This window comes from Enterobacter sp. BWH52 (assembly GCF_001037565.1).
Lineage (GTDB): Bacteria > Pseudomonadota > Gammaproteobacteria > Enterobacterales > Enterobacteriaceae > Enterobacter > Enterobacter hormaechei_C.
Map to the genome: position 1 here is coordinate 293934 of NZ_KQ089854.1, position 15015 is coordinate 308948.

12 protein-coding genes are annotated in these 15015 nt (G+C 51.9%); all 12 read right to left on the reverse strand.

Annotated elements, in window-relative coordinates; genetic code table 11:
• Positions 1-42: 42 nt before the first annotated feature.
• Positions 43-933: a phosphate ABC transporter permease PstA gene (gene pstA, locus SK47_RS01435; RefSeq protein WP_003861156.1), complete on the reverse strand. Its 891-nt coding sequence runs from the start codon at positions 931-933 to the stop codon at positions 43-45.
• A complete protein-coding gene (gene pstC / locus SK47_RS01440) occupies positions 933-1892 on the reverse strand; it encodes a phosphate ABC transporter permease PstC (protein WP_003861158.1) in 960 nt (319 codons plus the stop codon). The genes pstA and pstC overlap by 1 nt, the downstream gene beginning before the upstream one ends.
• Positions 1893-2019: 127 nt before the next feature.
• On the reverse strand, positions 2020-3060 hold the full coding sequence (gene pstS / locus SK47_RS01445) for a phosphate ABC transporter substrate-binding protein PstS (protein ID WP_022652104.1): 1041 nt from the start codon (positions 3058-3060) through the stop codon (positions 2020-2022).
• 246 nt (positions 3061-3306) lie between these two features.
• The gene (locus tag SK47_RS01450) at positions 3307-4350 is read right to left on the reverse strand and encodes a fimbrial protein (RefSeq protein WP_052686666.1); all 1044 of its coding nucleotides are present in this window, start codon (positions 4348-4350) and stop codon (positions 3307-3309) included.
• Positions 4347-6878: a fimbria/pilus outer membrane usher protein gene (locus SK47_RS01455; RefSeq protein WP_048243378.1), complete on the reverse strand. Its 2532-nt coding sequence runs from the start codon at positions 6876-6878 to the stop codon at positions 4347-4349. The genes SK47_RS01450 and SK47_RS01455 overlap by 4 nt, the downstream gene beginning before the upstream one ends.
• 21 nt (positions 6879-6899) lie before the next feature.
• Positions 6900-7592 (reverse strand): fimbrial chaperone, encoded by a 693-nt coding sequence (locus SK47_RS01460; protein WP_044596304.1) that lies wholly within the window; start codon positions 7590-7592, stop codon positions 6900-6902.
• Positions 7593-7673: 81 nt separating this feature from the next.
• The gene (locus SK47_RS01465; RefSeq protein WP_023315071.1) at positions 7674-8237 is read right to left on the reverse strand and encodes a chaperone-usher fimbrial major subunit; all 564 of its coding nucleotides are present in this window, start codon (positions 8235-8237) and stop codon (positions 7674-7676) included.
• A gap of 448 nt (positions 8238-8685) precedes the next feature.
• Positions 8686-10515 (reverse strand): glutamine--fructose-6-phosphate transaminase (isomerizing), encoded by a 1830-nt coding sequence (gene glmS, locus SK47_RS01470; protein WP_048209822.1) that lies wholly within the window; start codon positions 10513-10515, stop codon positions 8686-8688.
• A 240-nt stretch (positions 10516-10755) separates the two neighbouring features.
• A complete protein-coding gene (gene glmU / locus SK47_RS01475) occupies positions 10756-12126 on the reverse strand; it encodes a bifunctional UDP-N-acetylglucosamine diphosphorylase/glucosamine-1-phosphate N-acetyltransferase GlmU (RefSeq protein ID WP_023315069.1) in 1371 nt (456 codons plus the stop codon).
• 138 nt (positions 12127-12264) lie between these two features.
• Positions 12265-12684, reverse strand: a complete 420-nt coding sequence (locus tag SK47_RS01480) for a F0F1 ATP synthase subunit epsilon (RefSeq protein ID WP_003862360.1) — start codon at positions 12682-12684, stop codon at positions 12265-12267.
• Positions 12685-12704: 20 nt separating this feature from the next.
• Complete coding sequence (gene atpD, locus SK47_RS01485) at positions 12705-14087, reverse strand: F0F1 ATP synthase subunit beta (RefSeq protein WP_003862362.1); 1383 nt, start codon at positions 14085-14087, stop codon at positions 12705-12707.
• Between the two features lie 31 nt (positions 14088-14118).
• Entirely contained in the window at positions 14119-14982 is an 864-nt protein-coding gene (gene atpG, locus SK47_RS01490) for a F0F1 ATP synthase subunit gamma (protein ID WP_003862364.1), read from the reverse strand.
• Positions 14983-15015 lie beyond the last annotated feature (33 nt).

Consider the following 15015-nt stretch of genomic DNA (forward strand, 5'->3'; position numbering starts at 1 on the left):
CATTTCCTCATTCGGCGCCGCGAGCTGCCGCGCCGTAAAAATTTAACCGTGTTTCTTCTTCGCGAAAATGACGCGCGCCAGAATGTTCAGCAACAGTACGCAAAGGGTGATGATCAGCACCCCGGCCCAGGCCAGCTGCTGCCATTCCGCGAATGGGCTCATCGCAAATTTAAAGATCGTCACCGGCAGGTTGGCGATCGGCTGCATCATGTCCGTGCTCCAGAACTGGTTGGAGAGGGCGGTAAACAGCAGCGGTGCGGTTTCACCGGCGATACGGGCGATAGCCAGCAGGATACCGGTCATGATCCCCGAGACGGATGCTTTCAGGGTGATCGCCGAAATCATTTTCCATTTCGGCGTGCCCAGCGCGTAAGCCGCTTCACGCAGGCTGTCCGGCACCAGTTTCAGCATGTTTTCAGTAGTACGAATAACGATAGGCACCTGCAACAGCGCCAGCGCAATCACACCCGCCCAGCCGGAGAAGTGTTCCATTTGCGCCACCACGATGGTGTAAACAAACAGACCCACGACAATCGACGGGGCAGAAAGCAGAATGTCGTTAATAAAGCGGATGACTTCAGCGATCCAGGACTTGCGCCCATACTCCGCCAGATAGATACCCGCCATGATGCCCAACGGTGTACCGAAAACGGTCGCCCACAGGATCAGCAGGCCGCTACCCGCCAGGGCGTTTGCCAGACCACCGCCCGCCGTGTTCGGCGGCGGCGTCATTTCCGTGAACAGCGCCAGGGACATTCCATCGATGCCGCGGGTGATGGTTGACATCAGGATCCAGATCAGCCAGAACAGGCCAAACGCCATCGTCGCCATGGAAAGCGTCAGCGCAATGCGGTTTTTAATCCGGCGCTTTGACTGCATTTTGCGACGGGATTCCGCAAGCTGAGCGGTATTTTGCATATCGAGAGTTGCCATTAGCGTGCCCCCTCGTTTTTAGCCAGACGCATAATCATCAGCTTGGAGATAGCCAGCACAATAAAGGTGATAACAAACAGGATCAGGCCCAGTTCCATCAGCGCCGCGACGTGCAGCCCGGATTCCGCTTCGGCAAATTCGTTCGCCAGCGCAGAAGTAATACTGTTCCCCGGCATATAGAGCGAAGCGCTATCGAGCTGGTAGGTGTTGCCGATGATAAAGGTGACCGCCATGGTTTCACCGAGCGCGCGACCTAAGCCCAGCATAATGCCGCCAATCACCCCATTTTTGGTGAACGGAAGGACGATGCGCCAGATAACTTCCCAGGTGGTGCAGCCGATGCCGTAGGCGGACTCTTTCATCATCACCGGGGTTTGTTCGAAGACATCGCGCATGACCGCCGCAATGTACGGAATAATCATGATGGCGAGGATCACACCCGCCGCCAGAATGCCGATACCGAATGCCGGGCCGGAGAACAGCGCCCCCACAAACGGAACGGCAGAAAGCACGTTACCGACCGGCTCCTGGAAGTACGTTGCAAACAGCGGAGCAAAAATAAACAGGCCCCACATGCCGTAAACGATACTTGGGATGGCCGCCAGCAGTTCAATGGCGATACCCAGCGGACGCCGCAGCCAGCCTGGCGCCAGTTCCGTCAGGAACAAGGCAATACCGAAGCTCACCGGAACCGCAATTAGCAGGGCGATAAAAGAGGTCACCAGCGTGCCGTAAATCGGCACCAGCGCACCGTAAATATCGTTCGGCGCATCCCACTCTTTGGTCCACAGGAAGGCGAAACCAAATTTTTGAATGCTCGGCCAGGAGGAGAAAATCAGGGACACGATAATGCCGCCCAGCAGCAATAGCACAATCAGCGCAGCCAGTTTCACCAGCGCGCTGAAAATCATGTCACCTTTTTTACCCGGAGGGTTAAATGCAGGCTTGGTTGCAGCCATAAATTACTCTTCTTTATGAGACGTCTTACGAATATGCCCGGTGGCGCTGACGCTTACCGGGCCTACAGAGTAAACCGTAGGGCGGGATCGCTGCGCGCCACCCGCCATCTTCGTTAAAAATATCCTGTTAGTACAGCGCTTTACCGCTGCTGTCTTTCACGTTGGTTTTCCATGCAGCACGAATCTGCTCAACCACGCTGTCTGGCAGGCTGGCGTAATCCAGGTCATTAGCCTGTTTGCCGCCGTTTTTGTATGCCCAGTCGAAGAACTTCAGCACTTCTGCGCCCTGCTCTGGTTTCTTCTGCTCTTTGTGAACCAGAATGAAGGTGGTAGAGGTGATTGGCCACGCGTCTTCACCTTTCTGGTTAGTCAGGTCCTGAGCGAAGGATTTGCTCCAGTCAGCGCCTTTGGCGGCGTTGGCGAAGTTCTCTTCGGTCGGGCTAACCGGTTTGCCGTCGGCAGAAACCAGTTTGGTGTAGGCCAGATTGTTCTGCTTAGCGTAGGCGTACTCTACGTAGCCGATAGAGCCAGGCAGACGCTGTACGAAGGCTGCGATACCGTCGTTGCCTTTACCGCCCAGACCGGTTGGCCAGTTAACGGTAGAGCCGGAACCGACTTTAGATTTCCACTCTTCGTTCACTTTCGCCAGATAGCTGGTGAACACGAAAGAGGTGCCAGAGCCGTCAGCACGACGAACCACCGCGATATTCTGCGAAGGCAGCTTAACGCCCGGGTTCAGCTTAGTGATGGCTTCGTCATCCCATTTTTTGATTTTGCCCAGGTAGATGTCACCCAGGGTTTTGCCGTCCAGCACCAGCTCGCCTGATTTCAGGCCAGGGATGTTAACAGCCAGCACAACGCCGCCAATCACGGTCGGGAACTGGAACAGGCCTTCCTGATTCAGTTTCTCATCAGACAGCGGAGCGTCGGATGCGCCGAAATCAACGGTATTCGCGGTAATTTGTTTTACGCCACCGGAGGAGCCGATACCCTGATAGTTGACCTTGTTACCGGTCTCTTTCTGGTAGGTATCCGCCCATTTGGCATACACCGGCGCAGGGAAGGTTGCACCAGCGCCAGTCAGGCTTGCTGCTGCGAAGGCAGAGAAAGCGCTCATCGATAAGGTCGCGGCGACAACAGTTGCGACAGTGGTACGCATAACTTTCATAATGTCTCCTGCAAGGATTTCGTAAATCATTGTTTAAGTGGCTACGATGAGCAAAATAGGACAAACAGGTGACAGATAAATGTACGAAATATGACAGTTTTATGACAATCAAGGCGTTGGATATAAGTCATTGAAAATGATAATTATATATTCAACCCCCTGCCATAAAATTGTCACAATAAGCATGTTTAGTCTGGTTCAAAAAGCGCAATATGACAACGGCTGTCATAAACAGCCGTTGACGAATCAGTTTTTAATTTCCATCGTAATGGTGGCAGTCGCGGTAAACGTTCCTGGCTCAGGCCTGGCTCCCGTCGCGCTCGCCGGCGCAGCAGAAAAATTAAACTCACCCGTCTCCACACCCAGTCGAGAACGGGTTCCCATGTCCGTTTCCATGCGTCCGCCGTTAACATCCACTTCTTGATTAAACTCGTCGTAGACCTTAATACCCACATCCTGGTTTGTTGTCTCAATCATGGTTGAAAACGCGCCTGCCTGGGTGGCATGGAGTGAAACTTCAACATCTTGCCCTGAGCTCATCCCAGTGCATCTTACCGACGCCTTGATGGGTATTTTCTTATCGGAAAGGCCAGTGCCCGCTACAGATGAAAATGAAGACGCAGAGATTTTACCAAAATCCACTTCAATGATTTGACCGCCGTTAACTTCACACTCCTGCGGCGCGGTAATATCCCCTTGAATAAAAACATCAGCCAGTTTATTGCCATAGTCGGTGGCTAATACACTAGAAGTATTAGCATACAGCGAAGCGAGTAACGTCAACGGAATAGTAACGGTGCCGATAAACGGTTCTTTGACATAAAAATAAATGGTTGCGTCGGAACCGCTTGTAAAGGTGGTCGTATTAAGGGAATTAACGCAGTTGTAATAACCACTGGGGTTGTTAGGCCGGTCCTCAAAGGGAACGTTGATATAACCGCGCCCCATGATCATGATCGACAATCCAACATCTAAATACTCATCTAATACATAGTATTGCACTTTATTTCGGCTGACGCTTTTCCGCAAGGCGGGGTTATCTTTGGCTGTAAAGTAAACATAGTTATAATCGCGATTACAGTGGCATACCCCTTCATACTGACCACCGTTATCTACTTGTTTGCTAATTGTCTGGCCAGCTTTATTCTGTGAGGCGCTGAGCGTAGTGCCGGAAAACGAAAGTATGCTGTGGTGTGTACCGCCTTTAGCTTCGCAATATGTATCCGCAGACCATGCGTGCTGGCACACTGCGCAGATGCACAGCACGATGATTAATTTAACGATATTCAATTTGATACTCCGTTATTAGCGCATGTTACCGGCAGTTGTAACAGCCCATTGTCCTTTGGCGCTTCGAGATGATACTCAACCTGGCAGATGGATTGACCAGTAATATTAAAACGGCCAACTAAGGGCATTCCTGAAAGATAAAGCTCGCCGTTATCCCCCACAATCCCGGTTACCGTTCCCGTATCCAGATCGGCCGTCGCCATTGCGCCAAACGGCGCAGGTTTGCCGTTAGCCATAATGACGCTGAATAAAACGCGATAGCCGATGCGAGTTTTAAACGCTGCTTTCACTACCGCGCCGCGGGTAGGTACAAGATTAACAACGGTATTATCCAGTTCGACGTTAGCACGTGAAAAATAGTTGCTGTTAATCGCTATACGGTTTTCTTCGTAAGGATTAAGCTGCGTTTTGACGGTGTATCCACGCCAGTCCGTCGCTACCCCGGTCGTGTTTTCAACCGACAGGCCGCCCGCTCCTGGCGCTTCCACTAGCGCCACCGTTTCATCCAACTCCTGGGAAAAGGTCACGCCGTCGCGGTGAATCAGAATACCGCCACGCGCCCCGTAGTTTATACGCTGCGAATCCTGGCTATAGGCGTAGCTGCCATTTACCGATCCGTAGGTGCCGTCGTAGTTCAGGCTGGCATTGCTGCTATGGGTATTATTCGATGTATTCGTCCAGGACTCCTGCACGCTATACGCCAGATTGTGGCCTTCCAACAGAGTGCCGCCGATCCCGGCCTGCATGCTACTGTCGTTATGATTATTCTGGGTCATGGAGTAGTTAACGTAACTCCCTTCCAACCAGCCAGAGAGCGGCAAAGAAACCGTGAACATAAAAATATGTTCGCTATCGGTGTAGTCGTCGCTGTGGCTGCCGCTGGAATAGCGGTTGATCGAGTCGGTATAATTCCATGTCAGGTTCCATGATATCTGCCGCCAGTTATTGCTGTAACCAAGCTGAAGCAGACGCTCGACCTCATCGGTGTGCCAGTACTGCTGACGGCTCAGCGTCAGGTAGAAATTTCCCCGATCGGGCCCCAACGATTGGGTCCAGGTACCTTCCAGGCGACTACGCCGGTTTCCCATGTTCCAGAAATCAGAAACATCATTCTGGCGAGATGCCCACTCGGTTAGTGAATAAAAGCCTTCTGTAGAGTACCGGTATCCTACGAGACGAAAATTGGTATCTGTATCATCAAATCGTTTGGAATAGAGGAAACGGTATGATTGCCCTTTTTCCTCGTCGCCATTGTCAAAAGACGAGCGAGCCTGGGTTATATCTAGCGACATCGCACCCAGCGCACCCATATCCTTCCCCATCCCTATAGCTGCGGAGGCATAATCTTGCGCAACCTGCGTTCCACCGTAGAGCGTTAATCCCCACGGCATCCCGTGTAATACCTGCGCCTGTAACACATCGGGTGTAAAGCCGCTCTCAGCGCGCATTTCACCGACGCTGACATCAACGTCGGTCTGTCCTTCGCGTTTCAGTATTGCCAGAGAAGCGTAAGGCTGTGTAAAACGCTGCTCGCTGCCGTCTTCCTCTTTGATTGTTACGTCCAGATCGCCGCCACCGCTGGTGGTATTCAGATCGGTGATTTCAAACGCGCCCTGCGGTACCGCCGACTGATAGATCACATAGTTATTCTGGCGGATCGTCACGGTCGCGTTGCTTTTTGCGATACCGCGCACTATCGGCGCAAAGCCATTCTGACTGGACGGTAGCATGTCGTCATCGGTATAGAGTCTGACGCCGCGGATCTGCGTACTGTCAAAGATGTCGCTTGCGGTCCAGGTATCGCCAACCATGATCTGGCTGCGTAGCGCGGCGATATCTCGCTGCACATAGCTGCTGATGGAGTGGTACTCAGCGCTGCCTGCTGTCGAATCCACTGTGCTGTAGTTGCGAAGCCGCCAGGACCCGAGATTAAGACCATTGCGCAAATTCAGGTAGTAGCTGTCATCCTCCTCAGAATCATAATTTGATCGAAGAGTATGCGAACCGGAAAAGTCATAGTTGGTCATCAAGGCGTTAATGCCTTCATCCCATCGCGAGGGACTAATATAATCATACGCCGCTGAATCAAGATAAATTTGTGGAATGGAGATGTTCAACACCAGCTTGTTGCCGTCGAATAGCCAGCGTGATCCCTCCACCAACGGAGCGGGGTTGACGCAGGCGGTGCTATCCACTCCACGCAGCGTTTTCAACGCCTCAACCTTTACGCCGTAAGATATAAGGACATCATTGATAGCGACGTAGCAAGGATGGAGTTCGTCCTCGGGAGCATCCTGCACAAACGTCACTTCCTTACGTTCAAAAAATTTGCCGTTAATGAATACATCAACTTTATAGCTGCCAGGGGGAAGCGCGTTGGAACGGTTAAATTGACGAATATCGACATCGACCGGATGATCGATTTCCAGAAGTTTCGGGTTAAACAGGCTGTCCTGTGCTAATGACTGAACAGGAATGCTCAGACATAACCCCGATATCATGGCAATGCAGTGACGTAAGCCAATCATTAAGACATCCCTATCAGAATATTAAAGCACCTGTTTTACTGGGTTGCTGACGGCGCCGTAATCATTAATAAAACGCCAAACAAGCGTATGGCCTGCACTTCCTGGTGGTAATGTCAGCGAGAGTTTTTCAAAGGGTTTGATCATATTGACTGGTATGTCTTTACCATCAACTGATACATCCATGATATTGATATGGATAGGATTATTATTCTGAACAATAAGTTGCCGACCTTGTTTTGACCATGCGACGTTCGCTACCGCCTTCTCAGGGATTAACGTAATAGCCGCCGGTCGCCAGAACAGTTTGATACGTGTCTTAATCGCAATTTCCAGCGAGCTGGTCTCTTTTTTACTGCTGGATGGCGGAATATTTTTTATGTTCAGCCAAAAAACGGATTCGCGATCGGTGGGCAACGTCCCGGCCATTTTAAGTACGCGTAAGACCTTTTCTTGCATTGGCTCAAGCCTGGAAACGGGTGGTATGACGGTAAAAGGCGGTTTATGTTTATCTTCTTTGTCAAAGGGGTCGACCCAGGTTTGTATCAGGTACGGCAGATCGCTCTCTTTGTTGTAAATCGATATGGTGGCATCAGGACTATCAGCCAAAAAAATGACGCGCGTGCCGCCGACAATGATGCCTGCACAGGCTATTGACGAGCTGAGACACATTGTCGCAGCCATGAATGTTTTAAATAAACGTGTAAAAGCAACCATACAGCCTCTCATTAGTTGACGCCCTTAAAATGTTTATTATTAGCAACGCGAATAAGGGCGTCTTTTAACTAATAAATGTAATTATTTCACATATTCAACGGTGAACTGAGAGTCAGCGTTAGCTGTACCTGGCGTTACGGTCGTAGAGGTTGCAATATAACGTGCAATGAATTTTAAATCGGCCTTAGTATCCACAATATCAGTTGTGGCAGAATCTTTGTATAACTCAACCTGAGAGTTGTCTGCGCGGTTATAGATACGAATCGCTACGCCCGTTGCAGTGACCGCGTCGCCTGTACCCGTAAAGTCGCCTGGCGTGCCTGTTTTTTCCGGGTTACCTATCGCCAGATCGCCATTGCCAGCTTCAGTACCGTCAAATCGAACCGATGCCTTGGTATAGGTTGGCGGGCATTTCTCCAGGCTGATAGTGAATTGCGTTGGTGCGGAGGTGCTGCCTACACCGTTGAATGCCGTTTTACTGACTTTACCTAAATCAACGTTTTGTTCTTTCGTAACGGTGGTAATTTCACAAGCGCTATCAATGATCTCACCACGGAAATGTACAGTACCATCAGATGCCAGAGCAGCACCAGATAATATGGATGAAGACAAGATTATTGCGCTGGCGATAGCATTTAGTTTCATGACAACCCCTATTAATTTTATATCGCTGATATTTTATTTATTAACCAAATAAAATGATTAAATTTGAAGCGGCGTAATATTACGATCCTAAAAACGCCTCTGACAAATAAGTTTTCCAGCTTGTAATATTTTATTTTAAGAAGGATGAATGAAATGTATCAGATTCAATCATGTTATAAATATCAGCCACAAACAATAAATGCGATATCTACTGGCAGGAGGATTATTTTAGGAATATATTAATATCTTAATAATAAACAATTATTATTTGATCGTTTTTGCAACAGCACAAGTCCAAAAAACGGAGAGCGAAAAAAATGTAACCACATGTTTTACATGAAACATTTTACGCCATAGGGTACACAAGAAAGTAAAAATGAGGCGTGTAAAGAAGTAGCAACAAATAAAAAGGCTGCCACGCAAATGGCAGCCTTTTTACAGGAAGTGATTACTCAACGGTAACCGATTTAGCCAGGTTACGTGGCTGGTCTACGTCGGTGCCCTTGATCAGCGCGACGTGATAAGCCAGCAGTTGCAGCGGTACGGTGTAGAAGATCGGCGCAATCACCTCTTCCACATGCGGCATCTCGATGATGTGCATGTTGTCGCTGCTGGCGAAACCGGCATCTTTATCCGCAAAGACGTACAGAACACCACCACGGGCGCGCACTTCTTCGATGTTAGATTTCAGTTTTTCCAGCAGTTCGTTGTTAGGTGCCACCACGATAACTGGCATATCCGCATCGATCAGCGCCAGCGGGCCATGCTTCAGCTCGCCTGCCGCATAGGCTTCAGCGTGAATATAAGAGATCTCTTTCAGCTTCAGCGCGCCTTCCAGCGCAATCGGATACTGATCGCCACGGCCCAGGAACAGGGCGTGATGTTTGTCAGAGAAATCTTCCGCCAGAGCTTCAATGCGTTTGTCCTGAGAGAGCATCTGCTCAATACGGCTCGGCAGCGCCTGCAGACCGTGAACGATGTCATGCTCAACAGAGGCATCTTCACCTTTCAGACGCGCCAGTTTCGCCACCAGCATCAGCAGAACCGTCAGCTGAGTGGTAAACGCCTTGGTGGAGGCCACGCCGATTTCGGTACCCGCTTTGGTCATCAGCGCCAGATCGGATTCACGCACCAGCGATGAGCCCGGGACGTTACAGATGGCCAGAGAACCCAGATAACCCAGCTCTTTAGAGAGACGCAGCGCCGCCAGGGTATCTGCCGTTTCACCTGACTGGGAAAGGGTGATCATCAGGCTGTTACGACGTACGGCAGATTTGCGATAGCGGAACTCAGACGCAATTTCTACGTCGCACGGCACGCCCGCCAGAGATTCAAACCAGTAGCGAGAGACCATACCGGAGTTGTAGGAGGTGCCGCAGGCCACGATCTGAATGTGCTCGACTTTGCTCAGCAGTTCGTTGGCATTGGCGCCCAGCTCGCTCAGATCCACTTCACCATGGCTGATGCGACCAGTCAGGGTGTTTTTAATGGCGTTTGGCTGTTCGTAGATCTCTTTCTGCATGTAGTGACGGTAAGCACCTTTGTCGCCCGCGTCGTATTGCAGGTTTGATTCGATCTCCTGACGCTTAACCTGCTCGCCTTTTGTGTCGAATACGGTCACGCTGCGACGTGTCACCTCGGCAATGTCTCCCTCTTCCAGGAAGATAAAGCGACGGGTAACCGGCAGCAGCGCCAGCTGGTCGGAAGCGATAAAGTTTTCACCCATGCCCAGACCAATCACCATCGGACTACCGGAACGCGCGGCCAGCAGCGTGGACGGGTCGCGGGAATCCATGATCACCGTACCGTAAGCACCACGTAGCTGAGGGATAGCGCGCAGCACCGCATCACGCAGTGTACCGCCCTTTGCCAGCTCCCAGTGCACCAGGTGAGCAATCACTTCGGTGTCGGTTTCAGAGACGAAGGTATAGCCGCGCGCTTTCAGTTCTTCACGCAGCGGTTCGTGGTTTTCGATAATGCCGTTATGCACGACCACGATGTGTTCAGACACATGCGGGTGTGCGTTGCCTTCAGATGGCTCACCGTGGGTCGCCCAGCGGGTATGCGCAATACCGGTGCCACCGTGCAGCGGATGTTCTTCCGCAGCCTGGGCCAGCATCTGCACTTTACCGAGACGGCGCAGACGGGTCATATGACCTTCTGCATCAACGACAGCCAGCCCGGCTGAGTCGTAACCACGGTATTCCAGACGACGTAAACCTTCGAGAAGGATTTCAGCAATATCACGCTGCGCAACTGCGCCAACAATTCCACACATAGTTATATTTCCTGATTATGGCGTTATGCCATGCGTTGTCGCTGACCTGTATTTGCCCTTTCCGGGCGCCCCGAGCCTTGTAGAGAGTGGGGTTATTTTTATGGGTACTGCTTGTGGGGGGAGGATTATGTTATCCCCTCACCCCGGCCCTCTCCCCAAAGGGGCGAGGGAGAAAAACACCGCACCGAACAATCCCCTCTCCCCTGTGGGGAGAGGGTTAGGGTGAGGGGTATAAATCCGTTACTTCTGCTTCACCGGGCGTTTCCAGCCCTGCTTGCTGACCTGCGGAACGCGGCTTAACACCAGCTCGTTCTCGGCCACATCGCGCGTAACGGTTGTCCCGGCGGCAATGGTCACGCCTTTGCCCACGGTAACAGGCGCCACCAGCTGGGTATCGGAGCCTACAAACACGTCATCACCAATGATGGTTTTAAACTTATTGGCGCCGTCATAGTTACAGGTAATCGTCCCTGCACCAATGTTTACGTTGTCGCCAATTTCCGCATCGCCCAGATAGGTCAGATGACCCGCTTTAGAGCCCTTACCCAGACGCGCTTTTTTCATTTCCACGAAGTTACCTACGTGAGCACCTTCCAGCAGCTCAGCGCCCGGGCGCAGACGCGCAAATGGGCCAATCGTACAGGCCGCCTCAAGATGGGCATCTTCCACCACGCTGTACGGGCTGATTTCGCAGTCGTCACCGATCGCGCTGTTTTTAATCACACAGCCGGTGCCGATTTTGACGCGGTTGCCCAGCGTGACGTTACCTTCCAGGATAACGTTAGTATCTATTTCAACGTCGCGCCCGTGGGTCAGCGTGCCACGCAGATCGAAACGCGCCGGATCTCGCAGCATAACGCCCGCGAGCAACAGCTTTTCTGCCTGCTCGGACTGGTAAATACGCTCAAGACGGGAAAGCTGGAGACGGTTGTTTACCCCGTCCGTTTCGCTGATACGCGCCGGATGAACGGCAGCAATCTCACGCCCTTCCTGGTAAGCCATCGCAATGATGTCGGTGATGTAGTATTCACCCTGCGCGTTGTTATTGTTGAGTCTGGACAGCCAGCGCTTCATATCCGCACCGTTCGCAATCAGGATGCCGGTGTTGATCTCCTGAATCTGGCGCTGTTCGTCAGTGGCATCTTTATGCTCAACAATCCCCGTCACGTTGCCGTTTTCACGCGTAATGCGGCCATAGCCGGTTGGATCGTCCAGCACGACGGTCAACAAACCGATGCCACCCTGCGGTTTGGCTTCACGCAGGCGGGTGAGGGTTTCAACGGAGATCAGCGGGACGTCGCCGTAGAGCATCAGGATATCTTCATCATCAGCGAAGAAGGGTGCAGCCTGCTGCATTGCATGACCCGTACCCAGCTGTTCTGCCTGAAGCACCCAGTTGAGATTGTCGTCACGCAGCGTTTTTTTCAGCAGATCGCCGCCATGTCCATAAACCAGATGCACCTGGCTGGCGCCTAATTCATTCGCTGCATCAATAACATGCTGAACCATTGGCTTTCCTGCCAGCGTGTGGAGCACCTTAGGCAGATCGGAATACATGCGGGTACCTTTGCCTGCGGCAAGGATCACCACGCTCATCGCACTGTTTAACATACGCATCCTGACGGTAGTTTGTGTGAGAAGTAAAAACGTTTGATGCTTAAAATTCTACATCTTTTTCATCATGAATTAAGGCCGAAAAAAAAAGCCAGCCTGGGATCCAGACTGGCTTTTGTGCTTTTCAAGCCGGTGTTACATCGCTTTTTTGGTCAACTCGATAACGCGCAGTTTCGCGATCGCTTTGGCCAGCTCCGCAGACGCCTGAGCGTAATCCACGTCACCATGAGAGCTGTTAATGTGCTCTTCAGCCTTACGCTTCGATTCCAGGGCTCGCGCTTCGTCGAGATCCTGGCCACGAATAGCGGTATCGGCCAGAACGGTCACACTGCCTGGCTGCACTTCAAGAATGCCGCCGGACAGATAGATAAACTCTTCATGACCGAACTGTTTAACGATGCGGATCATACCAGGCTTAATGGCGGTGAGCAGCGGTGCGTGACCCGGGAAAATACCCAGTTCACCTTCACTACCCGTTACCTGGATTTTCTCGACCAGACCAGAGAACATTTGTTGCTCTGCGCTGACGACGTCCAGGTGGTAAGTCATTGCCATATCACCCTCCGATTAAGGCGTTAAAGTTTTTTGGCTTTTTCCACGGCTTCTTCGATGGAACCAACCATGTAGAACGCCTGCTCTGGCAGGTGATCGTATTCGCCTTCCATGATGCCTTTAAAGCCACGGATGGTGTCTTTCAGGGAAACGTATTTACCTGGAGAACCGGTGAATACTTCCGCAACGAAGAACGGCTGGGACAGGAAGCGCTGGATCTTACGCGCACGTGCTACCACCAGTTTGTCTTCTTCAGACAGTTCATCCATACCCAGGATGGCGATGATGTCTTTCAGTTCCTGATAACGTTGCAGCAGGGACTGTACGCCACGCGCGGTGTCGTAGTGCTCCTGGCCAACAACCAGTGGATCCAGCTGACGGCTGGTGGAGTCCAGCGGGTCAACGGCCGGGTAGATACCCAGAGACGCGATCTGACGGCTCAGTACCACGGTTGCATCTAAGTGAGCAAAGGTGGTGGCTGGAGATGGGTCAGTCAAGTCATCCGCAGGTACGTATACCGCCTGAACGGAGGTGATAGAACCAGTTTTGGTAGAGGTGATACGTTCCTGAAGAACACCCATCTCTTCCGCAAGCGTAGGCTGATAACCTACCGCTGAAGGCATACGACCCAGCAGTGCAGATACTTCAGTACCGGCCAGGGTGTAACGGTAGATGTTATCAACGAACAGCAGAACGTCACGGCCTTCGTCACGGAACTTCTCAGCCATCGTCAGGCCAGTCAGCGCAACGCGCAGACGGTTTCCTGGTGGCTCGTTCATCTGGCCGTAAACCAGGGATACTTTATCCAGAACGTTGGAGTCGGTCATTTCGTGGTAGAAGTCGTTACCCTCACGAGTACGTTCACCTACGCCCGCAAACACGGAGTAACCGGAGTGCTCGATCGCGATGTTACGGATCAGCTCCATCATGTTTACGGTTTTACCTACACCCGCACCACCGAACAGACCGACTTTACCGCCCTTCGCGAACGGACACATCAGGTCGATAACTTTGATGCCGGTTTCCAGCAGTTCCTGAGAGCTGGACAGCTCTTCGTAGGAAGGTGCCGCGCGGTGGATAGCCCAACGCTCTTCTTCACCGATGTCGCCTTTCATGTCGATTGGTTGACCCAATACGTTCATGATACGACCCAGTGTTGCTTTACCTACCGGGACTTCGATCGGGTGCTCAAGGTCTTTTACTTCCAGACCACGACGCAGACCGTCGGAAGAACCCATGGCGATGGTACGCACGATACCGCCGCCGAGCTGCTGCTGAACTTCCAGCACCAGGCTCTCGTTACCATTCTGTACCTCAAGCGCGTCGTACACGCGTGGTACGGCGTCCTGAGGGAACTCGACGTCCACCACGGCGCCGATTACCTGGACAATCTTTCCAGTAGCCATCTTGAATCCTCTACGTAATTCGTAAACCTGGTTAAACCGCGGCGGCCCCCGAGACGATCTCGGTGAGTTCCTGAGTAATGCTGGCCTGACGAGCTTTGTTGTAAACCAACTGCAGCTCTTTAATCAGGCTGCCGCCATTATCGGTCGCGGCTTTCATCGCCACCATTCGTGCGGCCTGCTCGCTGGCCAGGTTTTCTACAACGCCCTGATAAACCTGAGATTCAACGTAACGACGCAGCAGGGTATCCAGCAGCGGTTTCGGATCGGGTTCATACAGGTAATCCCAGGCTTTCTGTTTCAGCTCGTCATCTTCTGATGCCGGTAACGGCAGCATCTGAGTGAGCGTAGGCACCTGAGACATGGTGTTAATAAATTTGTTGCTGACAACGTACAGTCTGTCCAGACGGCCTTCATCGTAGGCCTGCAACATCACTTTAACCGGGCCGATCAGTTCGGACAGGGACGGGTTATCACCCATACCGGTCACCTGAGCGACAATGTTGCCACCAACGGAGTTAAAGAAAGAGACGCCTTTAGAGCCAATCAGTGCCAGATCGCACTGAACGCCTTTATCGGACCAGCCTTTCATATCCGCCAGCAGTTTTTTGAACAGGTTAATGTTCAAGCCGCCACACAGACCACGGTCAGTCGACACCACCAGGTAGCCCACGCGCTTAACGTCGCGTTCTTCCAGGTAAGGGTGCTTATATTCCAGATTACCGTTTGCAAGGTGACCAATCACTTTGCGCATGGTCTCTGCATAAGGACGGCTGGCCGCCATGCGATCCTGCGATTTACGCATTTTGGAAGCGGCGACCATCTCCATCGCTTTAGTGATCTTTTGCGTGTTCTGGACGCTTGCGATCTTACTACGTATCTCTTTTGCGCCGGCCATGAGCTTCTCCTCAATGCCAGACGGCTTGTCCTG